General features: G+C 43.8%; 19 protein-coding genes. 4 read left to right on the top strand and 15 right to left on the bottom strand.

What is annotated here, in order from left to right; translation table 11 throughout:
- Nucleotides 1-141: 141 nt before the first annotated feature.
- Nucleotides 142-1,722 carry a histidine-type phosphatase gene (locus MHI48_RS15180; protein WP_076317879.1) on the bottom strand — a complete coding sequence of 527 codons (1,581 nt, stop codon included), beginning with the start codon at nucleotides 1,720-1,722 and terminating at the stop codon, nucleotides 142-144.
- A 239-nt stretch (nucleotides 1,723-1,961) separates the two neighbouring features.
- Nucleotides 1,962-2,384, bottom strand: a complete 423-nt coding sequence (locus tag MHI48_RS15175) for a DUF3237 domain-containing protein (RefSeq protein WP_076317880.1) — start codon at nucleotides 2,382-2,384, stop codon at nucleotides 1,962-1,964.
- A 150-nt stretch (nucleotides 2,385-2,534) separates the two neighbouring features.
- On the opposite strand from MHI48_RS15175, the gene MHI48_RS15170 reads away from it, so the two are divergent.
- A complete protein-coding gene (locus MHI48_RS15170) occupies nucleotides 2,535-3,737 on the top strand; it encodes a tetracycline resistance MFS efflux pump (protein WP_036671164.1) in 1,203 nt (400 codons plus the stop codon).
- Nucleotides 3,738-3,753: 16 nt separating this feature from the next.
- The gene (locus tag MHI48_RS15165) at nucleotides 3,754-4,374 is read left to right on the top strand and encodes a TetR/AcrR family transcriptional regulator (protein WP_405144532.1); all 621 of its coding nucleotides are present in this window, start codon (nucleotides 3,754-3,756) and stop codon (nucleotides 4,372-4,374) included.
- 88 nt (nucleotides 4,375-4,462) lie between these two features.
- On the opposite strand, the gene MHI48_RS15160 is transcribed toward MHI48_RS15165, so the two are convergent.
- The 8 genes from MHI48_RS15160 to MHI48_RS15125 all read right to left on the bottom strand — a co-directional run bounded on the left by MHI48_RS15160 (nucleotide 4,463) and on the right by MHI48_RS15125 (nucleotide 17,914).
- Nucleotides 4,463-6,724 (bottom strand): glycoside hydrolase family 3 N-terminal domain-containing protein, encoded by a 2,262-nt coding sequence (locus MHI48_RS15160; RefSeq protein ID WP_076317882.1) that lies wholly within the window; start codon nucleotides 6,722-6,724, stop codon nucleotides 4,463-4,465.
- A gap of 98 nt (nucleotides 6,725-6,822) precedes the next feature.
- Nucleotides 6,823-7,743 (bottom strand): carbohydrate ABC transporter permease, encoded by a 921-nt coding sequence (locus tag MHI48_RS15155; RefSeq protein ID WP_036615816.1) that lies wholly within the window; start codon nucleotides 7,741-7,743, stop codon nucleotides 6,823-6,825.
- Nucleotides 7,744-7,758: 15 nt separating this feature from the next.
- On the bottom strand, nucleotides 7,759-8,700 hold the full coding sequence (locus MHI48_RS15150) for a sugar ABC transporter permease (RefSeq protein WP_047844314.1): 942 nt from the start codon (nucleotides 8,698-8,700) through the stop codon (nucleotides 7,759-7,761).
- Between the two features lie 320 nt (nucleotides 8,701-9,020).
- Nucleotides 9,021-10,697, bottom strand: coding sequence for an ABC transporter substrate-binding protein (locus MHI48_RS15145; RefSeq protein ID WP_405144530.1), 1,677 nt, complete (start codon nucleotides 10,695-10,697; stop codon nucleotides 9,021-9,023).
- A 42-nt stretch (nucleotides 10,698-10,739) separates the two neighbouring features.
- Nucleotides 10,740-12,401 (bottom strand): ABC transporter substrate-binding protein, encoded by a 1,662-nt coding sequence (locus MHI48_RS15140; RefSeq protein WP_076327589.1) that lies wholly within the window; start codon nucleotides 12,399-12,401, stop codon nucleotides 10,740-10,742.
- 121 nt (nucleotides 12,402-12,522) lie between these two features.
- Nucleotides 12,523-14,262 (bottom strand): sensor histidine kinase, encoded by a 1,740-nt coding sequence (locus MHI48_RS15135; protein WP_076317885.1) that lies wholly within the window; start codon nucleotides 14,260-14,262, stop codon nucleotides 12,523-12,525.
- Nucleotides 14,244-15,830 carry a response regulator gene (locus MHI48_RS15130; protein ID WP_076327590.1) on the bottom strand — a complete coding sequence of 529 codons (1,587 nt, stop codon included), beginning with the start codon at nucleotides 15,828-15,830 and terminating at the stop codon, nucleotides 14,244-14,246. The genes MHI48_RS15135 and MHI48_RS15130 overlap by 19 nt, the downstream gene beginning before the upstream one ends.
- Before the next feature lie 101 nt (nucleotides 15,831-15,931).
- Complete coding sequence (locus MHI48_RS15125) at nucleotides 15,932-17,914, bottom strand: hypothetical protein (protein WP_076327591.1); 1,983 nt, start codon at nucleotides 17,912-17,914, stop codon at nucleotides 15,932-15,934.
- Between the two features lie 159 nt (nucleotides 17,915-18,073).
- On the opposite strand from MHI48_RS15125, the gene MHI48_RS15120 reads away from it, so the two are divergent.
- Complete coding sequence (locus MHI48_RS15120; protein ID WP_076327592.1) at nucleotides 18,074-18,925, top strand: AraC family transcriptional regulator; 852 nt, start codon at nucleotides 18,074-18,076, stop codon at nucleotides 18,923-18,925.
- A 118-nt stretch (nucleotides 18,926-19,043) separates the two neighbouring features.
- On the opposite strand, the gene MHI48_RS15115 is transcribed toward MHI48_RS15120, so the two are convergent.
- From MHI48_RS15115 to MHI48_RS15095, 5 genes are all read right to left on the bottom strand, one after another.
- Nucleotides 19,044-21,362 carry a glycosyl hydrolase family 95 catalytic domain-containing protein gene (locus MHI48_RS15115; RefSeq protein ID WP_405144526.1) on the bottom strand — a complete coding sequence of 773 codons (2,319 nt, stop codon included), beginning with the start codon at nucleotides 21,360-21,362 and terminating at the stop codon, nucleotides 19,044-19,046.
- Nucleotides 21,363-21,646: 284 nt separating this feature from the next.
- Nucleotides 21,647-22,072, bottom strand: a complete 426-nt coding sequence (locus MHI48_RS15110) for a MarR family winged helix-turn-helix transcriptional regulator (RefSeq protein WP_036671145.1) — start codon at nucleotides 22,070-22,072, stop codon at nucleotides 21,647-21,649.
- 138 nt (nucleotides 22,073-22,210) lie between these two features.
- Nucleotides 22,211-22,951 (bottom strand): oxygen-insensitive NADPH nitroreductase, encoded by a 741-nt coding sequence (gene nfsA / locus MHI48_RS15105; protein WP_036671143.1) that lies wholly within the window; start codon nucleotides 22,949-22,951, stop codon nucleotides 22,211-22,213.
- A gap of 14 nt (nucleotides 22,952-22,965) precedes the next feature.
- Nucleotides 22,966-24,312 (bottom strand): NtaA/DmoA family FMN-dependent monooxygenase, encoded by a 1,347-nt coding sequence (locus MHI48_RS15100; RefSeq protein WP_076317888.1) that lies wholly within the window; start codon nucleotides 24,310-24,312, stop codon nucleotides 22,966-22,968.
- Between the two features lie 116 nt (nucleotides 24,313-24,428).
- Nucleotides 24,429-25,532, bottom strand: a complete 1,104-nt coding sequence (locus MHI48_RS15095) for a Gfo/Idh/MocA family protein (RefSeq protein WP_076317889.1) — start codon at nucleotides 25,530-25,532, stop codon at nucleotides 24,429-24,431.
- 266 nt (nucleotides 25,533-25,798) lie between these two features.
- On the opposite strand from MHI48_RS15095, the gene MHI48_RS15090 reads away from it, so the two are divergent.
- Entirely contained in the window at nucleotides 25,799-26,143 is a 345-nt protein-coding gene (locus tag MHI48_RS15090) for a helix-turn-helix domain-containing protein (protein ID WP_074095086.1), read from the top strand.
- The last annotated feature ends 56 nt before the right edge of the window (nucleotides 26,144-26,199 follow it).

Below are 26,199 nucleotides of genomic sequence, written 5' to 3'. Positions count from 1 at the left end.
GGCATTTGGTCACATTTTGTTTTAGGATTTTTTTACTGGTCCATTTCATTCAAAATGCAAAAAAAGAAAGCAGCCCCGTTTAGGAGTTGCTTTCTTCATCTTCGTCTTTATTTTCATATAAAATGCATATCGTTCGACCGATTAGAATTTCTCCTGTAAAAGCTCGATATTGTCTTCCAAACTGCTGTCCAAGCTTACGCCTACCTTCTGCAGTTTGTTTTCGTAATATGTCTTCACATCTTCCCATTTATAGTACGGATAGGCCTTTGTTTCAATCGGGAAGGCGATCTCTTCTTCATTTCTAAGCATTTTCACGAGAACATCCTTACCATTGGAATACAGAATCCATTGAATATTTGCTCCCATTGGTGAGATAACCGAGCCATTCCAGTTTTGGGTCACGTCCTGCGGTTTGTCGATACTCACATTAGCTCCGGCGATATCCAGGAATGAAGATAGTGGAATGATGGTTTCTGCGTGAGCAAAACGAAATATACCAGCCGTGTCTTTCTGCTGAATGGACTGGTCGGTAGACACGATCAACTCTTTGACCAGAGGTGCAATGATATTTTGCGGCAGATCCGTTGACGTTAAAGATGGACCTTTTTCATAGAAATCATTGATATTGTCAATGCTCTCGTACCATTTCAACTGATTAGCCGTGAAATACCGCCCGAATTCGAAGTCACCTTCTCCTTTTATATTCGAAGAAATGATGTAGAGTTCGTATAAATTAGAAGCAGCCTCGGTTGGGTTGCTGAGCTTCACTTTTCCCTTCTCATCTTTCAGTTCAAACTCTCCAGCGTTCAGCCGTTGATAGAAGTCATCAGAGAAAAATTGCAGAAGGACCTCTTTTGCATAACGCGTTCCAGTGCTCTGTGTGACATAATCCTCGTATAACTTAACCCAGTCTCCATCTTCTACGTACTCGTTATACTTCGTAGCCAAGTCGTAGGGCCGTAGATAGGGGTCTTTCCCTTCTTCAAAGGCTGAAGCCAGAATGTCTACCTTATTATCTCCCAAGCTTTCCTTTAACCCGTCAATAAACTGATCTCTGCTCTGCGGCGTTCGATCTTTGAAGGTTGCTTGTGCAATCACTTTTTTATCCGATGTAAAAAGTTCTTTGAAATTCTGCCCAACTCTGGCCCCTATTCCTTTCAGTTCTTCTCCACCCGTAGTGGATAACAATCCATAATGATCTTTTTCAACCTTCATCAGATTGCCAATTTCCTTCTTCAGCTCTTTGCCCAGATTAGTGATCTGCCCGTCCTTTTCAGCGATGTCGAGCAGTTCAAATAACGTCTTGTCGTACTTGGAACTGGATAGATGTCTGGAACCATGTCTCCCTATGTAGTTAATAAATATGGGTTCATATCCACTAGGAGCTTTTGTATAACTTGTTTCCTTAAAAGGATATGGCGTTTTGGTACCGCGGTACCCCTGCTGATCGCTCATTTTTTGTCCAACAAACACCGATTGGGTGTTGTTATCCCAGTCTACCTCTTGCCCCAAGGCTTCACCAATCGCTCTTGCAGGTACATAAGTGACCCCATTGTAGAGAAATGATTCGCCTTCCACCCTTTGACCGTTTACAACCACATTAGCCGATTGTTCAGAAACTTCGAGCATGCGTTTGGAGCCTGCACCATATGCGTCAAATACACTTACAGACGTTAAGATGGCGAGTGATGCTACTGAAATCCCGATTTTTTTGATCATCATAATGAATAGTTTTCTCCTTATTCCGCCTGATATGGGTTTATTTTCGCTCATCATACTATAGGTGAGAAGTGTCTGCGCCGTATCCATCCTATGTTAATTAATTGTAAAAGAGTACATATAAATATTGACGTAAAGTCTCATGCGACAAAAAGAGCCGCTCCTTAGCGACTCTGACTTTTCATTATAAAAAGCTATCTTCTCTGCCATACAATAAAAAGATAATTGCTATTTGCCCCGCATTACAGCGGTTTTCTATATATTTTTATATCTATCCCTGACTCCGTCGGATGACCTTCTCCAATAAGTGTCTCACAGTTCAAGAAGGATAAGGCTTTGCTGTCTGTAATCATTTTGGGGGAAGTGCGAAATAAAGCAGTTTTCAGCGTTTTATCAATATTTCCGTTATTTTCGATATAAATTTTGCAGGAATGACCTGTGTTGTCGGTCCCTTGGAGCATGTATCTTGCCGATAGCGTATGCGGGTCACCATTCTTCCCTATGATCTGCGTATCCACTCCTCCACCCAGCACAATTCCCTCAAAGTACTTTCCGGTTACGCTGCCTGTAAAAGTAATCATGACAACCGAATCATCTCCGCTATTCTGTAAATCAAATGATTCTTCGATGTTCACATGTACCGTAAACAATTCCTCTAATTTCACGTATTCTCACCTCCATATATGGACAATTATAACTCTACTCATTAGACTGCTTCACTAAAAAAAAGATTTACATATTTCCTTCAAATCATTTAAAATGGTTTACACAATGTAAAGGTTAACAAGTTGTAAATGAAGGGGTTAATGACGCACATGAGTACATTACCAAAATCAGTTCGCTTTCCACTGTTCATTCTGATGTTAAATCTGTTTATTGCTTTATTGGGGCAAGGGATGCTCATCCCCATATTACCGGAGTATTTGAAGCTTTTTCATGCGGGAGGCACAGTAGCAGGATTTTTAGTTGCAGCCTTCGGTGCCGCTCAATTCTTCTTTTCCCCTCTCGGGGGACAACTGTCTGATCGATTTGGACGCAAAAAGTTGATCATCGCAGGTATGTTTCTGTCTGTCATTTCAGATATCATATTTGCGCTGTCGACGTCATTGCCGTTCCTCTATGTCGCACGGTTTATCGGTGGAATCAGTCTCGGTTTAATGGTTCCTGCCAACCTCGCATATGTCGCCGATATTACAACGCCAGAGACACGTGCAAAAGGTATGGGCTATTTCGGCGCAGCAATGAATTTGGGGATGGTTCTCGGACCTGGTCTGGGCGGTCTCATCGCCGAGATGGGCATTCGCATGCCCTATTTCTTCGCAGCGGGTCTGGGACTGATTGCGGCCCTAATGACGTTGCTATTGCCTGAGACACTTCCTCCCGAGAAAAGAACGGTCTCCATCCGTCTTCAAAAAGGAGATCACTTGGGCAAGAAAATCTGGAGTTCTTTTAAAGTCCCCTATTTCAAATACTTGATTGTGTTGCTTGTCATGACCTTTGGTCTCATGAGTTATGAGACAGTATTCGCGCTTTTCGCAGAGCAAAAATACGGATTCGACGCTGCAACAATCTCCATCATTATTACTTTGGGCGCGATTATCGGTATCGTTGTGCAGATCTGGCTTTTGGATTGGTTCGTACAGAGAATCGGTGAAGTTAAGTTGATCCGTCTCTCCTTGATAATCACACCCATAGCTTTATTGTTAATGTTGATTAAGGTCAACCTTGTGTTTCTGTTGTTCGCTTCTGCGTTATTCTTTGCCTTTAATTCGTTTTTACGACCTTCGGTCAGCACGTTAATATCCAAAAATGCAGGAGATCGGCAAGGTTATGCATCGGGTCTAAATACTACATTTTCCAGTCTCGGAACGGTGATTGGCCCGCTGATCGCAGGACTATTGTTTGACAAAAACATAAACTTCCCGTATATTTTTGGTGCAATTATGCTACTCGCTTCACTCGGACTGACCTTGAACGCATTTCGTTCGAAGAAAGGACAATTGTATACAAGTGAATGAAAACTGGCATCAACAATTGGGAAATAAACATCGTGATGATTTGATTGCAGCAGGTAAGGAGCTTTTTTTGAAATATGGATTGCTCCAGGTGAAGATTAAGGATGTATGTACAAAAGCTGAACTTAGTAGAGTGACCTTTTATAAACATTTTCAGTCTATGGATGAGCTTCTTCTAGCCATTCAGATGCAACTGATCGAACATTTAACGGATGAGGTTAGCCGTGCTTCAACGAAGGACTTGAACGGGCGAGAACAACTCACGTTTATGTTGAATGCATGGGTTGTTTATGCCGAGAATCATCCAGACTACATCCGGTTTATTCAATTATTTGATATCAACTATGAGATGTATGATTTTAGTCCTGAATTACGAGAACGATACGATCTATTCAACCAGAATGGGAAAGAAGATCATTTCCTGATGGACGCTTTATCCCAAGGCGTTGTTGACGGCAGTATTAAGAACCCATCTCCTCCGCTGGATCTGGCTCAGTTTATCTTCACAACGATGATGGGCATGCTCCAGCGCATGGTAACTATTCGTGCTGCTCATGATAATTCATTGGATATACGGATGACGGAGCAATTTGTGAAGATGCTGCTTCATTTTGTTTGTAGCGAAGAAATACCCGAGTGATGGCATGGTACATGGATCGATAAAACAAAAGTTTGAAATAAAAAACGGATTCCGTATGCTGGAATCCGTTTTTTTCATTAATTAAGCGTTAATCCGTTAACACGGGCAACTGTCCTCCAGCTTTTAGTTGACCAAGCAATACTTTGATCCCGGCAGACGTATTTGGCTCCTGCTTTCCATACACAGCAATTCCTGAGCGCACGTTTTGCAAATAGATCATCTCGTATGGGTTACCGAGTGAGAACAACGTGTATCGCTGATTACTCTCGTTCATCGCATTAATCAAGGTTTGATAATCACTCCACCCGAACTGGCTGGCCACATTGCGGAATTGGTAAGAAGCAAGAATCACATAATTGGCTTTGCTAATCGCCTGGAGCGTTTCATTCATGTTGCCTTGACCAACAAGTGATATTTCAGTCTTTAACGACAGGTTGTTAGCGGCTTGCAACAGTTGCTTTTCAAGCTGTTTCGCCTGTTCCTGCTCGGCTGCGACAATAACAACCCGGTCGCCTTGCTTCATTGGATCAGGAAGCACACCTTCGCGACTGCTGAGTACAGTGACCGCTCGCTCTGCGATTGTCTGCTCCACTGCTCGGTGCGCCTTCGATCCGATGATACCGTTAAGCTGAGTTAGCTTTTGCGCAAGAGTTTGACTGCGTTCAAATAAACCATATTTCGCTTTCATCTCCAAGATTCGTTTCACAGATGCATGTATGGTTTCATCCTTGATCATTCCTTTGTTCACCGCGTTCACCAGCGTTTGATGGGCCGCTGCTGAATCTTTTGGCATAAGGATGATATCAACACCTGCGGAAACGGCGCGTTCTACCGATTGATTCTCCCCAAAATGCTCTGCAATTGCATTCATGGTAAAGGCATCCGACACAATGAGACCTTCATATCCAAGCTCTCCGCGAAGAAGTCCTGTCAGTACCTTTTTCGATAAGGTGGCAGGAATCGGCACACGTTCACCGTCCTTGAGCGAAGTGACATGTTCGTTGTCTATGGCAGGGAAAGCAATATGCGCGGTCATAATCATCTCTACCCCATTTTCAATCGCAGCCCGAAACGGTTTTAATTCGACCGCATCAAGCCGTTCTCGGTTATGGGCAAGCACAGGCATACCAAGATGGGAATCTACCGTTGTATCTCCATGTCCCGGAAAATGCTTAACTGCCGCCATCACCCCTGATTGCTGTAGCCCTTTTATTGTTGCCAGACCAAGCCGTGTCACCAAATCCGCATCCGAGCCAAACGACCGTATACCAATGATGGGGTTATCTGGATTGCTGTTGATGTCCAGCACTGGCGCAAAATTAATCTGCAGTCCCAGTGCCTTCAGCTCCTCCCCTGTCAGCTGACCAGCTGCTTCGGCTAGTGTTGCATCTCCAGTTGCGCCAAGCGCCATTTGACCTGGCAGGTTCGTACCGCCTGGTATTCGCTTAATAACGCCTCCTTCTTGGTCGATGCTAAGAAATAGAGGAATGTCACCTGCTTCTCTTTGTATATCATGTGTGAACGTTGTAAGCTGCGTCACGTCTACAATATTTTTGTCAAAAAGAATAAGTCCGCCCAAGTCCTGATCATGGATAGTTCGTTTCAGCCCCTCATTAACGGTCGTTGTCGCTTTACCATTCCATTGCCTAATGTCAGGCATAAGCATCTGACCAACTTGCTCGCTCACCGTCATATAGGATATCAGTTTGTCCCAATCTTGTGTCCGAATGGCCACTTCACGTTCGAAGCGAATTACTCTCGCCATAAATACGGCATATTCAGCGCGCGTGACAGCTTGGTTCGGACGGAAGGTGGCATCTGAATAACCGCCGACCAAGCCGTTTGAACTCATAATAAGAATGGGTGCTGCTGCCCAATGCCTGTCCGTGTCTGTCCATTTTGCGGCGTTCTTACCTTCCACGAGTGCATATGCCCGTGTAAGGAAGGCCGCAGTCTCTGCGCGGCTAAGTGGTGCATCCGGACGGAAAGTTCCGTTAGGAAAACCACTTGCAAGTCCATTTTTAGCAGCTATCATGATTTCTCGATGGAAAGGATGTGTAGTTGGAACATCGGAATAAGTTGTGCCTTCCACTGCTCTTTGAAGCTGATCTGAATAGAGCTCGCGCACCATAAAAGTGACAGCTTGTGCCCTTGTCACAAGTGCCTCTGGCTTGAAGATCCCATTGCCGTATCCGGCTACTGTTCCCCGTTTCGCCATATACGTGATGCCATCCTCTGCCCACTTTGAATACTTTAGATCAACAAACGTTTCTTCCGCAGCTGCCGTTCCCACCCCTATAAGCATAGAGCCAACAACGGCACCAATAATCGTCATCCATTTTACATGCATTTGTTTCACTCCTGTTGTATTCTATGGATGAATAGACGTTACTACGGTATAGTTTGTTGCGTTTTCATAAGTTCAATGAAATTATATTCAGGTCATGACTATCCCTTCACGCCACCAATCGTCATACCCTGGACAAAGTATTTCTGTAAGAACGGATACACCATCAGAATAGGAACACTTGCAATAATGGTCATGGTCGCTCGAATCGAGGTTGGTGTGACCGCCGTTGCATTGCTTTCGGCAGACTGATAAGCATCACTTGCTGATGAAGTCGCTGAGGTTGTCGAAGTTTGCAGAATCTTCATCAACTCATATTGCAATGTGCTTAATTCTTTATTGGAAGAGTTGTACAGGAATACATCGAACCAGGAATTCCATTGTCCCACAGCTACAAAGAGTGATACGGTTGCCATTGCGGGAATCGTTAGCGGCAGGACAACGCGGATAAATGTCGTGAACTCCCCTGCCCCGTCAATACGGGCTGACTCCAGAATGCCTTCAGGAAGACCCTCAATAAATGAACGGATGACGATCATATTGAAGACACCGATTACACCCGGAATGATATATACCCAGAAGGAACCGATCAATCCAAGGTCTCGAATCAGCAGATAACCGGGGATCAACCCCCCGCTGAAATACATGGTGAATACAAAAAACATCGTAACAAACTTGCGAAGCACAAATTCCTGACGACTAACCGTATACGCGAGCATGGCTGTACAGAAGACGGACACCACGGTTCCAATGATCGTACGCAGCGCCGAGATCAGAGTTGCGTGATAAATATCGGATTCGCCAAAAATGTATTTGTAGTTGTCCAGTGTCCATACACGAGGCCATAGATATATTCCACCCCGAATGGCATCATTTGCATTATTGAAAGATACGGCAATCATATTAACAAAGGGATAGATCGTCACAATCATCAGACATACCATGAAGATGATGTTAAAAGTGTCAAACGCTCGATCCCCGGTGCTGCTATTCCGCAAGCGGGATGTGTTTCCTTTTCGCATGGCATAGGCCTCCTTTTAGAATAGTCTGCTCTCTCCCATTTTTTTCGCTATATAGTTCGCTGAGAAAAGGAAGATGAAGCTGACCACCGTTTTGAATATGCCAGCTGCTGTACCTAAGGAAAAGTTCCCCATCCCTAATCCATATTTGAGTACAAAGATGTCCAGATTCTCCGAATAGTCCATATTCATCCCGTTACCCAGCAGATATTGCGGTTCGAATCCGGATTCAAGAATACTTCCCATGTTCATGATCAACAAGATCACAATAACCGGTTTCAAGCCAGGCAGGGTGATATATAACATCCGTTTGAAGCGACTGGCTCCATCAATCTCGGCAGCCTCATATTGCGCCGGATCAATTGCCGTAATTGCTGCCAGATAGATAATGGTGTTCCAACCGACATCTTTCCAGACCTCAGTTGCCCCCAGAATACCCCAGAAGTATTCTCCTTTCCCCATCCATAGTACCGGACTGTCAATCAGGTGAAGCTTCATCAGCAGCAGATTGATAATTCCGTCTGGTGACAGGACTGTTAATACAATGCTGGAAGCAACAACCCATGAGATAAAGTGAGGCAGATAACTGACGGTTTGCACAAAACGTTTAAATATGACATTTTTCAGCTCATTCAACAAGAGAGCCAGCGTAATTGCTGTCACAAATCCCAACACCAGTTTAATGGAACTCATAACGAGTGTATTTCGCAGCACCCGGTAGAAGGTATTGTCTTCAAATAACGTACTAAAATGTTGCCAACCTACCCATTGCTGATCCGAGAAGGACCTTGCCGGTTTGAAATTCTGAAAAGCCATGGTCCATCCCCATAACGGCAGGTACTTGAAGATAAAAGCCCAGATGACAAAAGGAATACACATCCAGGCAAGCGTTCGTTGCTGCACAAGTCGCTTAAAGAACGAGTGTGCTCTGGTTCCCTTCGGACTCGAGGCCGGAGGCATCGAGTTAAGGGAGACATTAGGTTTCTCCACGGTGAACCTGCTCCTTTCCTGTGCTGTTATTCATGCGAGGAGAAGCCGGAGTTATGCTCTTTCGTCTTCTCCTGCGCATGTAACAGTTTGTTTTAAAGAGATTGTTCAAAAAGTCCGCTTTTGATTACGAAAGACGCCTTGCGGCATCATCAGCATCGAATATGGAATTCAGCCGAAATGTCCGTTGCTCACGTAGTTTTCCCTACGCTCCGCTACTCCATTTCTAGCTTCATCCCATCTTCTTGGTACTGAAAACCGGTCTTATTGAACACGCACTTAAAGTGTTCGTATTACCATTTTCCTGCTACACGATCCTTCACAACTTTGGTAATGGTCGCTTCATAACCAGCTTTATCCAATTTGTTCAGTTCAGCCATGTAGGCATCCCACAATTTATCAAAATTCGATGGCGGTCCCAAGATCATCTCCGGCAAGTATTTACGTTGCAAATCATCCGATTTGGTCGTGAAGATCTGTTCAGGTGATCCTTGCTCCAGTGCGATGGACCATGCCGGGAACCAAGGCCGCTCTTCCGGTTTGTTAAACAATTCACTAAAGGTTTGGATACCGTAGGCTTCGAGGAATTTCTTATCTCCCTCGGTGTAAGATGCAGCGGCCACTTCCGGCTGGTTGCCAGGGCTATAAGCGTTACCATCGGTTAGTGTAGATTCACCGCCATATTTCGGCCAGTCTGTCCCAAAGTAGGTGAACCCGAATTTACGGCTGAGCTCCAGATCATCATGAGCCTTGCGTTGATCTTCATTTGCATAATAGAATCGGCCCTTTTCATCCACACTGTACGTCTCATCCTTGATTCCCCATTGCACCAGAACCTGATTCTCTTCCTTCAGCAAATTATCAAAATATTTGATGATACGAACAGGGTCTTTGGCATTCACCGAGATGCCTGTTGCATAGTTGTTGACAAAGCCCGGAGGATCAACATACTGATCCTTAATTCCTTCATCAAACACAATCGGAAGTGGTGCATAACGTTTCTCATCAATGCCTGCCGAGAGCAGGTTTTTCGACGCATCTCCAACCTGCCAGCCATAATTGAAGTATCCTAACACACGACCCGAAGTCAGCTTGGCCAAGTACTGGTCTTTGTTCATCGTAAAGGATTCCGGATCAAGCATGCCTTGAGCATTGATTTCATTCAACTTCTGAATCCATTTTTTCTGGGCATCTGTTCCTGCGACAACTTTCGCCTCATGGGTAGTCATGTCGACCATGACACTGCCATCGTTCGGATAACCTGCCAGATGCATCGCTGGATTTTGCAAGGTGAAGAAGTTATTGGCCACACCCGCAAGTGACACAAATCCAATCGTCTCTGCACCGTCGACAGTTGGATGTTTTTCCTTATAATCCTGAATCAGATCAAAATATTCATCCAGTGTAGTGATCTTGGGATAATCAAACGCTTTGAGCACAGATCGTTGAATCCAGAAAGCTCCTCCGCCCACATTTGGACTACCTGAATACTCACCCTGATTAGCCGTATAAGGCAGGGCATAGATTTTACCGTCTTCGGCATTTTTCATTTTATCGAAATATGGTCCATACACCCTTTTGATATTAGGACCGTATTCCTCAATCAGATCATCCAGCGGAATATAGGCACCTGCATCCAGTAACTTGGACATCTCACCACTGGAGCTAATGACATCAGGATAGTCTCCACTGGCAATCATGACACCGGCTTTTGTAGCACTATCACCTACCAGATATTCCAACTTCCAGTCCACACCCGTCTGCTCTTGCAACGCTTTACCGATGGTAGTTTCGCTTGCCAGAACATCCTTCTTGCCTGGAGAGAACATGTAATACGAGAACGTGACTGGACTGTTCTCATCATCACCTGTGGCTGAAGGCGCTGATGACGAACTGTTCTGACTGCACCCAGCCAGCAAAGCTGTTAGTAATACAGCTAAACCCGCTGTTCTAAATTTTGGCTTTAACATGTGAATATTCCCCCGTTCCGTGTTTTCTCTTATGGATTACACTCACCATTTGCCAGCTACACGATCCTTAACTGCCTGTGTTATCGTAGCTTCGTATGTTTTCTTGTCGAGTTGATTCAATTGACTCATATATTCATTCCATGTGTTCTCGAAAGTGGAAGGCGAATCCATAATCATTTTGGGTAAATATTTCTTCTGGAGGTCTTCTGCCTTGGTGATAAAAATCTGTTCAGGAGAGCCCTGCTCCAGTGCAATAGACCAAGCAGGAGACCAAGGACGCTCATCCGGTGTGCTGAATAGTTCTGTGAATGTCTCCACACCATATTTCTCTAACAACAGCTTGTCACCGTCCGTGTAACTAAAGGTAGCCACTTCTGGTTGGTTGCCCGGTCCATAGGCGTTACCATCCTCCAGCACGGAGTTATTCCCGTAACGAGGCCAGCTGTAATTAAAATAGTCAAAGCCGTATTTACGACTTAATTCTGGATCTTCATGTGCCTTGCGTTGGTCATCATTTTCAAAGTAAAAACGACCCTCATCATTCACACTATACGTCTCGTTCTCAACACCCCATTGAACCAGAATCTGGTTTTCTTCCTTGAGCAAATTATCAAAATATTTAATAATTCGCACGGGATCTTTGGCATTTACGGTAATTCCGACACCGTAGTTGTTCACAAAACCTGGCGGGTCCACATACTGGTCTTTGACACTGTCATCAAATACGATCGGTAGAGATACGTATCGTTTATCGTCAATACCAGCCTTCTTGAGGTTGTTCGTTGCGTCTCCAACTTGCCAGGAGTAACTGAAATATCCAAGCACCCGACCGGACGTCAACTTGGCGAGATACTGATCCTGGTTCATTGTGAAGGATTCTGGATCAAACATCCCCTGTGCGTTAACCTCGCTCAGCTTCTGAATCCATTGTTTCTGATAATCAGATCCGGCTACCAGTTTGGCTTCATGACTCTGCATATCCACCATCACACTGCCATCGTTTGGATAACCTGCCAGATGCATAGCCGGATTTAGCAGGGTGAAAAAGCTGCCCGATTCACCAGCAAGTGTGGCGAAGCCGATGGTTTCTTTTCCATCGATCTGCGGATGCTTTTGCTTGTATTGCTCAATCAAGTCAAAATATTCGTCCAGCGTTTTGATCTTGGGATAGTTAAACTCTTTTAACACAGCACGCTGAATATAAAAGCCGGTCTGGAAATTAGGCTCTGACACATAACCGATGTTGGCAGTGTATGGCAAGAAGTATATCTTTCCATCCTCCTGTCTGAATTTGTCCATATAAGACCCGTATACCCGCTTGATGTTAGGCCCGTATTGATCGATCAGTTCATCCAGCGGGATAAAAGAACCTGCATCCATCAATTTGGCCATTTCACCACTGGAGTCGATGATGTCGGGGTAATCCCCACTCGCAATCATTACACCTGCCTTGGTTGCACCGTCGCCCACCAGATATTCCATCTTCCAGTCAACGCCTGTTTGCTCCTGTAGCTTCTTGCCAATGGTCGTGCTGCTTGCCAGAATGTCCTTCTTGCCACCGCCAAACGTGAAATATTTAAAGGTGACCGGGGTGTTGTCATTACTGTCAGGATAAGAGGCTTCCGGGCTGGCTTTATTACAACCTGCCAGGGTTACAGCCAGTAAAATGGCCAGACCTGTTATAATGTTTTTTTTTCTAAACATGTAGCAAATGCCCCCTTAAAGTATTGTTTGTGTCTTTAAGCCTTCTCAATATATCAAGATAGCGCTTTCAAAGTTACCCATGAAAGTGTACCTCCTACTTTGAAAAGTATATCCCTCGTATTTAGTCGCCTGGCATGGCTGATGGATCAAGTGGAAGCTTAATTTGGATATGCGTACCTTCTCCTTCCCATGTCTGGATGTCGAATGTAAAGTGATTTTTATAACAAAGTTTTAAGCGACTATACGCATTTTTCATGCCAACATGCTCTCCCATATCGGTGTTTTGATCCAGGTAACTTAACAACTCTTCCAATTTTGCTTGTGACATCCCTATACCGTTATCCGTTAGTCTGATATGGAGCTGGTCATTTTCCATTGAAACAAAGAGTTGAATGATGCCTACACCCGGAGATGACTCAATTCCATGAATACTTGCATTCTCAACAAAGGGAAGGATAACCATCTTGGGGATTCGGTACATCAGTACCGCAGGATCTGCCTCAATGGTATATTGGAGTTTTTCTCCAAAGCGGTATTTCTGAATTTGCAAAAAACTCTCGATGAGTTCCAATTCTTCCTTCACTGTCACATCATTCTGATTCCAACTAATCGACTTGCGAAACATCTTGGCCATGTTATGCACGATTTTGGCAGTCTCTTTCTCACCTTTGATGAGGCTCCGCATACGTACCGACTCCAGCGTATTAAACAAAAAATGTGGGTTGATCTGACTATGGAGCGCATGAAGTTGTGCTTCCTGCTGCTTCAACTCCAGGTCTTTCTTTTGGATGTCGGCGAGATATACCTCATGAATCAGGTTATGGATCGTCTCGGTCATTCGATTAAATTCCATCGTGAGTTGACCTATTTCATCTCTTGCATCTTCAGGCGGAATCGTCTGGAAATTCTGTGTTTTTACTTTTTTCATATGTTTTAGAATACGCACCAGCCTGACATGGATGGATCTGGACATCGCCGCGATGATAATAGAAGGCAGGACAAAATTAATGCAAGCCAGCCATACGACGAAGGAACGGGACTTCCGCACCTCCTTCAACACAATTTCTTCATCCATCACTCCATGCAGGGACCACCCTTCCAGATAGTTAATACCTGTATACGTAATCTCAAAGGGAATCATTTTGTTTGGAAACTGGATCTCGCTGTAACGTTTCCCTATCTGAGCTTCTTCTGCTGTAGGATCATTTGAAAATTGGATGTGTCCCCCCGGATCAAGAAGATACACTTTTCCATCAAATCCGCTGTTGTGAAAATACTGCTTGATCATATCCATATTCAGGTCAATTTTAAGTAACTGCTCTCTCCCCCCAGTGTCCAGATTGTCGAGCCTTTGAACCAGACTTAACATCTGATCCGATGAGATCAATGCCGGATAAGGGGCGGAGTATGCCTGAAATTGAACGTACCAGTCCGAGTTGCGGACATCGTCAGTTAAACGATCAATATAACCGGAAGATAAAATGGTAGAATTATCGGTATACACTTGATACCAGCGAATCCCCTGATTCATTTGCCCGGAGAATTGCCCTTTTAGATAGGAATTATAAGCGTCAATATACTCAAAATGACTCTGAAATGAACGGGAGATGGTGTCATTGAATACAGGGTCAGTATATAACGAATAAGAGAGGCCGACGCCCTGATCAATGGTTACCCGCAGGTCATTCTTCAGATTGTTCAGTGCCATGCCGGCATCACGAGTTTTCTGACTGCGAATATTGGCAGATGTGACATTGTAGAACACCACATTGGTAACAACGATGGGAATAAACACAGATAAGACATACATAAGCAGTAGCTTATCTCGAAGCTTCATGTAATTCAGGTTCCATCTTGGCATTGTGCACCTCGCTGCTCATTTCCCATAAGGAGATTGCGATACTCTGTAGGTGATAACTTAACCAGTTTCTCAAACTGGGTTACAAAATAATCCGCATTCTGAAATCCTACACGTGCAGCAACCTCGTACATTCTCAGATCCGTCTGGCGCAATAACTTCTTCGCTTCATGAATCCGCAGGTTGAGCAGATAGTCATTGAAATATTGATTGTAGCTTTTGCGGAATAATCGCCCAAGATAAACGGGATTCATATAGAAGAGCGCAGCAATGCTTTTGAGATTGATGTTCTCGGTATAATTTGCATCAATATATCGTTTGATCTTGCTGATATCCCCTTTGGATCGTTCCATCCGCAGATGAGAGACATAATCCTCGGCTTCCTCCAGCGCGATGAGAAAAGCATCTTTCAATAGTCGTAAATTCCAACCTTCATGACTTTGTTGTGCCAGCTCCTTCAGTTGTTGCAACCCTTCATCATTACCACCCATTTCGTGGACCACAGCGAGAATACCCGTTATATAACGCAAAAGAGAACCCGATAAAGCCTGAGAAGAAAATCGATTCATATGAAACAATTTGAATTTCTCTTCTACAATCTTGTGGTAAGCTGACCTATTCCCCTCTTCCAGGCTCAGAATTAATTGATCCACCTCGTCCTGGTATACATTGAAAACAAACAGTGGTTTGTCCTTGATTTCCGTATAACGTACGACACCACCAGTTTCAGCATATTTATGCTTGGCTGCTTCTTCAGCCGCCATAAGGGATTGTGTGACATCACCAATTTCTTTGACGAGTGTTCCTGCGTAAAGACCGATATCCAGGTTGAACCTTTTGCTCAGTGTTATATGAATATTATGCAGGTTATCCTGTAACGCCGAGTCTCCTTGATGATGATCAGGCCACAACAGTAATAAAGCAAACGTGCCGCGTTGTTGCTCACTGATGAACATTTTACATAAATTACTCTCCAGAGAATGTACTGCTTCACGTAGCTGTTCAATCGTAATTTTAATTGCATCTAATCCGGTCTGAAGTTCAATCAAAGTTATGAGCAGACTGGAGTTACGATTGATGCCAAGCATCTCGGCATATCGATGTTCATCCTCCTTCTGTACATGGCCTTTGATCACATCCTCCAGCATGATGTTACTGGCCTGTCCCTCAGTCCAAAGAATATGTTTTCTTTTATTGCAAATCAGATTAGCTGACTTCTGCAACGTCGCCGTCAATTCTTCATCATCAATAGGCTTCAGGATATAGTCATGAACACCGTACCTGATTGCCTGCTGTGCATATTTGAAGTCATGATAACCACTGATGATAATGAACACAGGTTCCAGATGTGGTATTTTCTCTACGGCACGTATCAGTTCCAGTCCATCCAGGATTGGCATACGGATATCTGTAATAATCACGTCTGGTTGCAGGCTTTCAATCAGATTTAATGCCTCTACACCGTTCTCTGCCTCTCCGATAATCTCCATATTAAGATCCATCCAATTTATGAGTTCATACAGCCCCTTTCGTATATACATCTCGTCATCTACCAGTAATACTTTTAACATCCTTGTGTCCCCTTTCCTCCAACGAAAATAAACCGCCGGTAGCGTGTCTCCCTATCGGCGGAATCTAATATGGTGACTGTTGTAGTTATTGCATAATAAATTCATTCATGTCGTGCATAATCCCAATAGTCGCCAACGAGGCCTTCAATGATCGATCCACTAGCCCATGGCATCAGGCAAAACCAGGTGCTGGCTGGCGTACCATCCGCATATTTTTCAGTGACCAGTCCTTCCGAATGACAGAAGCGTTCAGACATCCATCCTTTTTTGCCATAGCCGAATTCTTGATCATAACGATTATAGGTCTGACAACCCCACCCGATGGTATCCATCATACGTTGACGAACATAATTCTCTTCCCGCTGTCCAACATAATACAACAGCTCATCCACTAGATTGCTGGACATGGGGTGAATATGCGGATTAGCTACTGAAGTAACACTTCCCCCGGAACTGGACCAGCCTAATGTACTGAGTGGCGGAATCTTAACAGGTGAGTTGTAACAAAATTTGAAACTGAATTCATAGCTGATTGCATCTCTCATGTGATCTAGAAACAGCTCGTCGCCAGTCAACGCGTGTAGAAACCGAACAGCTTTGATGTAAGCCAGAATGCCTTCCGAATCAACAGCTTTATCCGCATCCAACGGAGCGCCGTAACATTCCATGTGTTGGACATAGGTGCTGTAATAGTGGGCTTCACTTCGTCTGAGCTCATCCAGAGAAGAGGCATCATGGGTTAACCAACTGTAATATGCCTTGGCGGCAAGACACCAGACTCCGCTAAAGGCATCATATTCAAGACCTGCTCCTGTCTGCTCTGACAAAATGGTGGGATATTCTCCATCCGTATTCTTTGTGCACTCCAGACGATCAAGCACTTGCTTGACGTAACCCAGCCAATCATCGTGTCTCACATTTCGAATGCGCTTCTCATAATCGTAGCTTTTCAGAATGTAGAACATCGCTTGAGCTACAAGGTAAGAGGAATGTCCTGGGGTACGCATACCGTCGAACCACCAGCCTTTAACACTCCATATCCCATCCTGATAGGCATCGTATGGAAGTCCGGATTCGGAATTCATGGCATTCTCGATAATATTGGTAATGCAGGATAACGCCTGCTGTCGCATAGGCTCATTATTCAGGCGCAGTGCGGCCATAAGCATTGGAGCAGCTATGGTCATACCATTTGTCCAACTGATTGAGATAATTTTGTTGTATCGGTAGCCATCAGTTTCAGCAGCATCTTCATATACAAATGTTGAATAATGACGATCCTCCGGAAGCCAGGCATATTCATAGATGGCATTGGACAAATCCGTTACCGTTGTCTGAATGTCACTTCCTTCTCTTGGTTTTTCGTGATACCTCCTATAGATTGTTTCCAGTGCAGGATTGATACCCAGTTCTGATTCAGACTCGTAGTTATATAGTTCAAGAGTGAGCCCAACTGATTCACCTGCCGCAAGTTCAAAACAATTTTCTCCAAGGGCAGCTCGCTCATGGACAAGTCTGGATTTGATAAATAACAACGGAGCATTCTCATATCCCAGCGTATATCCGACCGTACCCTTTTCAATAGAACATGTGAATCCCCCATATTGCACGAACGTTCCTTCCATTCCTGGATACCATTGCTGCTTCTGGTTTCCCGTATTGATCCAGTAGGGACTTGCGCTTAGACCAACAATCCGACCTTCATCATAGATAAGTGCAGCCGGATGAGACAGACGATCGCTTCGGACCATCCACCAGGGTGATGAAGGGCGAGAAGGACTGCCCTCCCTTAGTCTAGGGAACTCATTTGGGACATTCTGGGGTGCTTCGCCCCGGTTGCGGCCATACATAAATGCAGGCAAAAAAAACCTCGGATTCTGTTTGTCCAACGGCATTTCCACATGAATAACTCCTGTCCAGGCATTCTGTCCCTCGTTGTAAATCTGAATGTCGGCTTGCCATGGAGCTTCTGCACTGCCGTTTCCGCTTATTACTTTTACGTCAGCCTTGAGAGCATGCTTGTCCAATGCTGTGTACTCTACGGTGTCCTGCGCTCTACTTCGTGCCGTGAAAATCAGATCCATCTTTTCCTCCAATCGCGTTGTACACACCTGAGTGGAAACGCTTGCAATTATGTATCCATCATGCTAGGATGGTTACATTTTATAGGTTCACGTCTGCAATTTCATTGCACAAACGGCTATATTTATTGCGCGAAACGACAAGGAGGTCATATATCTGATATGAATGAGACTTCAGAATACCTGTTTGATCCAATCCAGAATGAGCTGTTGTACCTTCATCGCACCACCACGTATAATATGGGAACGTTTTATCATCGACATAATGCATACGAACTCTACTTATTTCTTCGTGGCAATGTAAACTTCTATATTGAGAACCGTTGTTACCATTTGCAACGTGGAGATCTGCTCGTTCTTAACCCGGAGGAGATGCACCGTTCCTTTGCCTTGGACAAAAACGAATATGAGAGAATCACCATAAATCTGAAAAAGTCATATTTGAACCGCTTGTCTACTTCAAGCACCAACTTATCCGCATGTTTCGACTACCGTCCCAAGGGTAAGGGTAATATCGTACATCTTGAAGAGGACGAACTTCAACGAGTGCTACAATTAGCTGGCGAGCTTGAACAGTGTCTCTCATCAAGTGACTATGGAGCGGATATTCTGAGGAATATTTTGATTACACAGCTACTTCTTCTAACGAATCTAACTTTTCAAAATACGGATTTTGTTGCTACGGATATTATGCCTGAACTAGTTCGAAACACGATGGATTACATTGAATGTAATCTGACGAGGCAACTGACGCTCAAACAATTGTCAGAGGCTATGTTCACGAATAGCAGCTATATTAGTCGACAATTCAAAAAACATACCGGACTCACGATTCGTGCATACATTCTTAGTCGCCGTATAGAGCTGTCGAAATCTTATTTAATCGAAGGTTTAAGTATTACAGAGGCCTGTTATCAATCCGGTTTTGGAGATTATGCCAATTTTATTCGCAGCTTCACGAAGATGGTCGGCACTTCACCTGGTAAGTACGTTAAATATGGAAGTCTTCTTTAAACATTGTATTGAGCATAAACACGCCAACTCTTGCCTAAATCTTATCTCAGCAAATAAAAAGAGCGAATTCGCACGGCAGTTTTGTCAGCCGGTATTCGCTCAGGTAATCGGTAAATTCTTATTGATTATTCCAGTCGTATCCTCTTAGTTCAATTATTGAATTGGGGCCAGGAAAGTTTAATTCTATCTTTTGGTCCAGATAGGATACGGTTACTCTTGATTCTGCAATAGAGCGAATTCTGGCATTTAACAGATTACCATTTTCCCATTCCAGATCTATTTCAAATCCCCCACGAGCCCGAATACCACGAATATATCCTTTTGGCCAAGCTGCTGGCAAAGCAGGTAATAATCTGATTAATTCGTTATGGCTCTGGAGAAGCATCTCTGCTATACCTGCGGTACCTCCAAAGTTCCCATCAATTTGAAACGGAGGATGGTCACAAAACAGATTGGGTAACGTGGAGGAACGTAGAAGTTCCACGATGTTATCGTGTGCAAGTTCCGACTCCTCTAATCGTGCCCACATATTGAGAATCCACGCCCTGCTCCATCCTGTGTGACCACCACCGTGTTCCAGTCTTCTGTCGAGTGTTACGCGAGCTGCCTTGGCGAGATCAGGCGTTGATTGCAACGTAATTTGCGTTCCAGGATGCAAAGCAAATAAATGGGAAATATGTCTGTGACCAGGTTCCAATTCATCATAATCGTTACTCCACTCTTGGATCTGGCCATGTTTGCCAATGGAGGTCTCCGGTAATTTGGTTAAAGCACTACGGAGTAATTCTCCGAATTCCTGATCTTCTTGCAATATCCGGGTGCTTTCAATGCAACGCGTGAAGAGTTCTCTAATAATCTGATTGTCCATTGAAGCACCAAAACATAAAGCCCCCGACTCTCCATTATCTAATATATAGCGATTCTCCGGTGAGGACGAAGGACATATCACCCAATTGCCGGAAGGATCCTCTATTAGATAATCCAGAATAAAGATAGCCGCATCTTTCATCGTGGCGTAAACTTTTTTGAGAAATTGAACATCCTTATTGTATTCATAGTGGTCCCATAGATGTAATGAAAGCCATGCTCCCCCCATGGTCCAAAACGTCGATGTCATGCATACATCCTGCGGAGCAGCGTCTGCCCAGATATCCGAATTGTGATGAGCAACGAACCCTTTGCATCCATACATGGTTCTAGCGGTTTCCTTTCCCCGGACTTGCAGTCGATCTATAAAATCAAACAATGGAACGTGACATTCAGACAGATTGCAGCTTTCTGCAGGCCAGTAGTTCATCTGTGTATTAATATTAATCGTATATTTGCTATCCCATACAGGAAGCATGTCTTTATTCCATATCCCTTGAAGATTTGCCGGTAAAGAACCTGGACGACTACTTGAGATAAGCAGATAGCGACCAAATTGAAAGTATAGACTCAGCAGTTCCGGATCATGCTGACCAGCTCTAAGCCGCTCAAGGCGCTGATCGATTGGAAGTTCGGAACATATCACATCTTTATTTTCATCTTCGAGATGTATATCCATCTTTTCGAATAAGGATTGATAGTCCGAGACATGATCGGCTAGCAGTTCGCTATATGGTTTTGCGGAAGCAGTATCAATCCTGCGGAGGCACTCCACTTCGAGTTGTTCCTTAGGTACTCGGAAATCCGTGCACGCCGTGATTAGAATAGTCGCTGAATTACCATCCTTCAGAGAAAGCTGACCGCTTGAATAATGAACCTGCCCTCCTTCAGATATAAGGCGAATCGCACAACAAAAACGGATTCCTTCTTCTCCCCCACTTCTTCCCCGGATGATCAAGTCATTCGTTCCACGCTTCTCGATCCGGTCCAGATAGGATTGGAAACCAACAGGATGCTTAAGAATATCGGAATAGGATGTTGATTCCAGAACGGTTCCCCTGCCAAAAACAGTGGAGAAAGATAACTTTCCAGGCACGCTAGATTTGAGATGAACAACGAGCACTTGATTCGGGTAGCTAGCAAAATATTCTCGGCTGTAAATGGATTGATCTGCGGTATAATTCACGTTTACCTTGCCTTGTTCCAGATCGAGATGTCTTTGATATCCATTTGGTTCATGTTCACTGTGATCCATAGCGATATAGAAGTCCCCTAATGGCTCATAATGCCTTTGCCCGTCAGGAACACCTACCAGAGTATCTGCTGCGAGTTCTTCTGCTTCCCTAATCTTACCGTCAAAAATCAGGCTTCTGATCTGAGATAAAGATTCAAGTGCTTGAGGATTATTCCGCTGCATCGGACCACCATACCACAGACTATCTTCATTAAGCTGAATTCTCTCGATCTGTGTTTTTCCAAAAATCATGCCTCCAAGAGTTCCATTTCCGATAGGTAATGCCTCTTCCCATGTTCCAGCAGGTTGATTAAACCAGATATTTTTGGTCTTCACGTTAAAACCTCCAACGAATTATAATTCCTCACATTTTCATGTTTAGTGTGTTCCGTTTGTATGTTCTTTCAGTGTACTGTAATCTCTTAAGCATCTAAATGAACAAAATTAACTTGAATTATCACAATCTTATCCCAGCATTAGAGATGTAATCGTGAATTCCGAAACTGACAGTACAAATTCTTGTTCCGGGCAAGAAAATATAGCTATTGGCAATAAAAAAACCGCTATAATAGCGGCTCTGTTTCGTTCATTTATTTAGATTACGTGAATCTTGGCATAAGTTATAAGATATTTCGCTCCATTTGTTGCATAAATTGTCTCAATATCAGCCGATCTTCCGAAGAAATGGATTGAAGTAGTTTCTCTTGTTGCTCTCTCCATTTATGCTCAACCGGTTTTTCTAATTCTTTGCCCTTATCGGTTAGAAAGATACGCATGATCCTTGCATCCTGTACATCACGTTTGCGATATATAAATCCGTTCTGTTCCAGTGATTTGACCATGTTTGTAACCGTTGGTGGTTCGCATTTCATATGTTCACTTAGTTGCATCTGGGTTACCCCATCACCCAACCACAGCCGATACAACAAATTATCTTGTCCTACATAGAGATTAAGTTCCCGAAGAGATTCACTATAATTTCGTCGCATTTGGGAGGAAATTCGATCTAAAGACTGTCGAATTTCACAATCTACTGTATCTGTCATGAACGATCCCTCCCTAACATCCGAATTATATTTAGCAGACTAAATGTATCATGGAGATATACAGGTGTCAATTCACCTTAGTGTCGTCTTTAAGGGCCTTTTCCTATCCAAGTTTCACCCGAAAGATTGGTTTAGTCCTTATTTTTTGGCAAAACCTTGCTTGTTCAAATAGGCCATCATTTGCGGTTGGATACTTCTCTCGAGGTGATCCTGGATATGGTCACTCCATCCTTTTACTTTTTTTACGGTGAAAGGGGCTCTCGTCGGACGATTTTCATAATACTTCAGCATGGTCTCATCATAGATTGCTAATTTCTCTTGATCCATTGGTTGGTATTGATTATCAAGCAATACCATGGATTGAGGGAGTCGAGGTTTCAGTTCCGGCTTATCTCCAGCTGGATTACCGATACATAACCCCACCAGAGGGATAACATATTTAGGTAAATTCAATGCGTCAGATAGTTCGCTAATATTAGCTCTGACCGCACCAATGAACACTCCGCCAAGTCCCAGCGATTCAGCCGCGGTTAACGCATTTTGTGCCATCAGGCCAGCATCGAATGAACCAATCAACAGAAATTCAATATATTCAATATCCACATCCGGAGCGATTTCATGATTTCGGTTGAAATCTGCACAGAAGATCCAGAATTCGGCCGCTTCTTCAATATAGGGTTGATCGACACACAGATGTCTGAGTTTTTTTCGAAGTACTGGATCTGTGATGCGTATAATGGATACCGCCTGCAGAAGACTGAACGATGAAGTTTGATTTGCTGCCTGAAATATTGCATCTATTTGTTCCTCAGTTAGGGGTTGAGATGTGTAAGAACGAAACGATGTATGGTTATGAAGCAATTCAATTGTGTTATTCATTAAAAAAATCTCCTTTATTCGTTGATTCCATGTTCCTGCAATCCGTATTCGTAAGGAACGCCCATATTCTCGCGTAGTGTTTTTCCTTCATATTCCTTATGGAACAAACCGCGTTCCTGCAAGATAGGTACTACCTGATTCACAAAATCTGCAACGCCATCAAAAGATACATCGGGCACGACTGAGAATCCGTCACATGCTTCAGCCAAAAACCATTCTTCCAAGAAGTCAGCAACCTGTGTCGGGGTGCCTGCAACAACCGGATGATAGTTGATGACCCCGTGAGCGAGAACATCCCTTACAGAGAGTCCTTCTTTTAATAACTTTAAGGCTCTCGGAGAACGTGGGTCCATGGGGTTGGCATATGCATTTTTCAACAAGTCTGCCGCTAAAGGTTGATCTATATCTACGGAGTTTACCGATAAGGGTAAACCAACCATGGATCCGAGGTAACTTACCCTGCTGGGGATTTCCTGGGGGTTAAAGCTCATAAGCTGTTTCCGACGATCCAGAGCTTCTTCCTCCGTTGAAGCCAGAGAAAACATAAAACCAGCAAACATTTTGATATCATTGGGGTTTCGACCAAAACGGGCAGCACTTTGCCTTATCGCTTGTCTGTGTTCCAGGGCAGAAGTAATATCATAAGGATTGGCGTACACTCCGGAAGCATATTTCCCAGCTAATTCTAATCCTTCACCTCCTCCCCCTGCCTGGAAAATCACTGGCTGCCCTTGCTCAGAGGGCGGAATGGGCAAAGGACCACGAGATGCATAATATTGACCCTGAAGGTTAATAGGCTGGATTTTGTCCATATCCGCAAATTCCCCTACTTCTACATCTAACGTCCAAGCGTCTGGCTCCCAACTCCCCCACAAGGCCTGAACAATTTGTATGCTTTCATGTGCCTTGTCATAGCGTTCTTGGCGATTTTCAACCCGGGCACCGAAATTAGCCGCCGCTAGGGGGTCGGATGTGGTAACCGCATTCCATCCCACACGTCCATGACTGATAACATCCAGTGCTTTGAACTGACGTGCAATGTTATAGGGATAGTTAAATGTTGTAGAGAGTGTAGCCACAAGCCCAATGTGTTGTGTCTCTCTTGCTACTGCCATCAGTGCCAACATGGGGTCCATAGGAAACATAGGCGTCTGTGGGCCTAAATTATTGGATAATGCTGGAGTGTCAGCGATGAAAATCATTTGAAACTTTCCTTGTTCAGCTAATTTAGCCCGTTCTACATAACTATCCATATTGGTGTAAGCTGCAGGATCCGTGCCAGGCATTCTCCATGCGCTAAATTCGGCACCATAACCCGAAACCATCTGTAAAGCCAGTTGCATTTCACTTCTTTTTTTCATAACGATTTTCTCCTTCGTTCTGGACAGGCACAGATATTTGTGCCCTTACTATAGCGTGAATATATTTAGCATGCTAAGTATATGGATGGATCAGATTTTGTTCCGTTTAGTGAGGGTTATAGATATTGACGTTCACCGGTCTGGGCTGATTTCTCGACGGCATCCAGTAACTGATGAAGTTTCACCGCATCCGCGAAATTAGGTGCTAAGGTAGTACCTTCTTGAATATCTTTGGCAAACTTACGATAAGCCTGAGCCATGTTCAGAACAATTCCGGAGTCGTTATATAGAGAATGTGGAGCCGAGTAATAGGCATCGGGAATGGGTAGTTCACAAAGCTCGTTGTCCGTAGATCCTGCACCGCGTAAATGGTGTGATCCGAATTGAATGGATGCAGGAGCGCTCAGAACAATCGTGCCATTGTCTCCGAAAATTTCAAGTGTGAGTCCTGTCTGATGTTTGACTCCACCTTGAATATGAACGCTGGCTGCTGCCCCATTAGTCAATTTCCCTGTAATCATGATCTGATCATCCGTTGTTTTCTTGATGACTTTCTGAATATCTACCAATTCAACTTCTGAAAACTGTTGAGCTGTGGTGGCAGACAATTCTGTAAAGTCCCCAAGCATGAAAGTGAAGGCATCCAGATTATGTCCACCTACAATGGTCAGCAAGTTCCCTCCAACTTTCCGATCAAACAAGTACGCACTCGACTTATCACCAACGCCACCCATGCCATCAATGGAGATCTTCAGGTTGGCAGACAACACTTTACCGACATAACCTTCTGCCAATATATCTTTTACATATTGAACGGCCGGGGCTTGTCTTGCCTGTAATCCAATCGCATTTGGCAGTTGTGCGGACGCTATCCATTCCTGCATTTCAAGCGCTTCCTCTGTATTCGACCCCAGTGGCCATTCACAATAGATTGGTTTGCCAGCAGGCACGACGGCTTTAACGGCGTTATAATGTTCCTTGACATTAATACTGACAACAACCATATCCACATCAGGATGCTGAGCCAACTCCTTCATATTGTCAAAGCCGTGATCTGCATAGAAAGCTTCTGCGCTTGCCTTTGCACTCACCATATTACTTGTCCCAACCGCTGTAAGCTCGAACTCATCCAAATGCTGAATAGCTGGAATATGTGTTCCACTCGCCCACCCGTTATTAATGGATGCCCCTATGATACCTGTACGAATTTTTTTGCTCATTGTTAAACATCTCCCTTGTTAAAATTTACAGTATGATCGAATATCAGTTTGTCTCCAGCCCTTATCAGTCACTCATTTCTATGATATATTTATTTAGCTTGCTAAATATTCAATCGAGATAACATTAATTATTCTTTCATACTTTAGGTAAACTAAAATTGTTTTGGTGTTGACACCATCATAGGTGTATTTGTTTTATTAGCAAAGAGGGCAATTTAAATGAACATAGTACATCTTTATGTACCTTTGGATCAGGAGTGATATGAATGAGAGTTTGCAACGAAGGTTTTGAACAAGAGTTTATAGATGGAAAAAGTGACATGTACGCCATAGCTTTTACTCAGAATGTCCTTTCTGGGCGTTGGAAATATTTTATCTTATGGTACCTAAAAGACGAAACACGGCGATATACGGATATCAAAAAATTCCTTGGAGATCTGTCTCAAGGCTCCCTTACAAAGCAGCTTAAAGAGTTGGAGAATGATGGTGTTATTCAACGTGATGTATATCCGGAAGTTCCTCCGCGAGTTGAGTATTCGTTAACAGACAAGGGAATGAAGTTACTACCGATCCTTGAAAAGATGGAGGACTTTGGAAAAGAATACGGCTAAGCAACTTAATTGAAATGGATAGCTTAACCCAAAAAAGCCGCAATTTAGCGGCTCTT

The sequence above is a fragment of the Paenibacillus sp. FSL H7-0942 genome (genome assembly GCF_045040715.1).
GTDB classification, from domain to species: domain Bacteria; phylum Bacillota; class Bacilli; order Paenibacillales; family Paenibacillaceae; genus Paenibacillus; species Paenibacillus amylolyticus.
The sequence above is the reverse complement of the archived record's forward strand: the minus strand, read 5'-3'. Positions and strand labels throughout refer to the sequence as shown.

What these genes read in the sequence shown, in the direction of transcription:
- MHI48_RS15130 (WP_076327590.1), bottom strand. Translation starts at nt 15,830, where the DNA reads ATGTTAAAAGTATTACTGGTAGATGACGAGATGTATATACGAAAGGGG.
- MHI48_RS15150 (WP_047844314.1), bottom strand. Translation starts at nt 8,700, where the DNA reads ATGCCTCCGGCCTCGAGTCCGAAGGGAACCAGAGCACACTCGTTCTTT.
- MHI48_RS15140 (WP_076327589.1), bottom strand. Translation starts at nt 12,401, where the DNA reads ATGTTTAGAAAAAAAAACATTATAACAGGTCTGGCCATTTTACTGGCT.
- nfsA (WP_036671143.1), bottom strand. Translation starts at nt 22,951, where the DNA reads ATGAATAACACAATTGAATTGCTTCATAACCATACATCGTTTCGTTCT.
- MHI48_RS15090 (WP_074095086.1), top strand. Translation starts at nt 25,799, where the DNA reads ATGAGAGTTTGCAACGAAGGTTTTGAACAAGAGTTTATAGATGGAAAA.
- MHI48_RS15170 (WP_036671164.1), top strand. Translation starts at nt 2,535, where the DNA reads ATGAGTACATTACCAAAATCAGTTCGCTTTCCACTGTTCATTCTGATG.
- MHI48_RS15155 (WP_036615816.1), bottom strand. Translation starts at nt 7,743, where the DNA reads ATGCGAAAAGGAAACACATCCCGCTTGCGGAATAGCAGCACCGGGGAT.
- MHI48_RS15100 (WP_076317888.1), bottom strand. Translation starts at nt 24,312, where the DNA reads ATGAAAAAAAGAAGTGAAATGCAACTGGCTTTACAGATGGTTTCGGGT.
- MHI48_RS15125 (WP_076327591.1), bottom strand. Translation starts at nt 17,914, where the DNA reads ATGGATCTGATTTTCACGGCACGAAGTAGAGCGCAGGACACCGTAGAG.
- MHI48_RS15145 (WP_405144530.1), bottom strand. Translation starts at nt 10,697, where the DNA reads ATGTTAAAGCCAAAATTTAGAACAGCGGGTTTAGCTGTATTACTAACA.
- MHI48_RS15135 (WP_076317885.1), bottom strand. Translation starts at nt 14,262, where the DNA reads ATGCCAAGATGGAACCTGAATTACATGAAGCTTCGAGATAAGCTACTG.
- MHI48_RS15180 (WP_076317879.1), bottom strand. Translation starts at nt 1,722, where the DNA reads ATGATGATCAAAAAAATCGGGATTTCAGTAGCATCACTCGCCATCTTA.
- MHI48_RS15160 (WP_076317882.1), bottom strand. Translation starts at nt 6,724, where the DNA reads ATGCATGTAAAATGGATGACGATTATTGGTGCCGTTGTTGGCTCTATG.
- MHI48_RS15095 (WP_076317889.1), bottom strand. Translation starts at nt 25,532, where the DNA reads ATGAGCAAAAAAATTCGTACAGGTATCATAGGGGCATCCATTAATAAC.
- MHI48_RS15120 (WP_076327592.1), top strand. Translation starts at nt 18,074, where the DNA reads ATGAATGAGACTTCAGAATACCTGTTTGATCCAATCCAGAATGAGCTG.
- MHI48_RS15110 (WP_036671145.1), bottom strand. Translation starts at nt 22,072, where the DNA reads ATGACAGATACAGTAGATTGTGAAATTCGACAGTCTTTAGATCGAATT.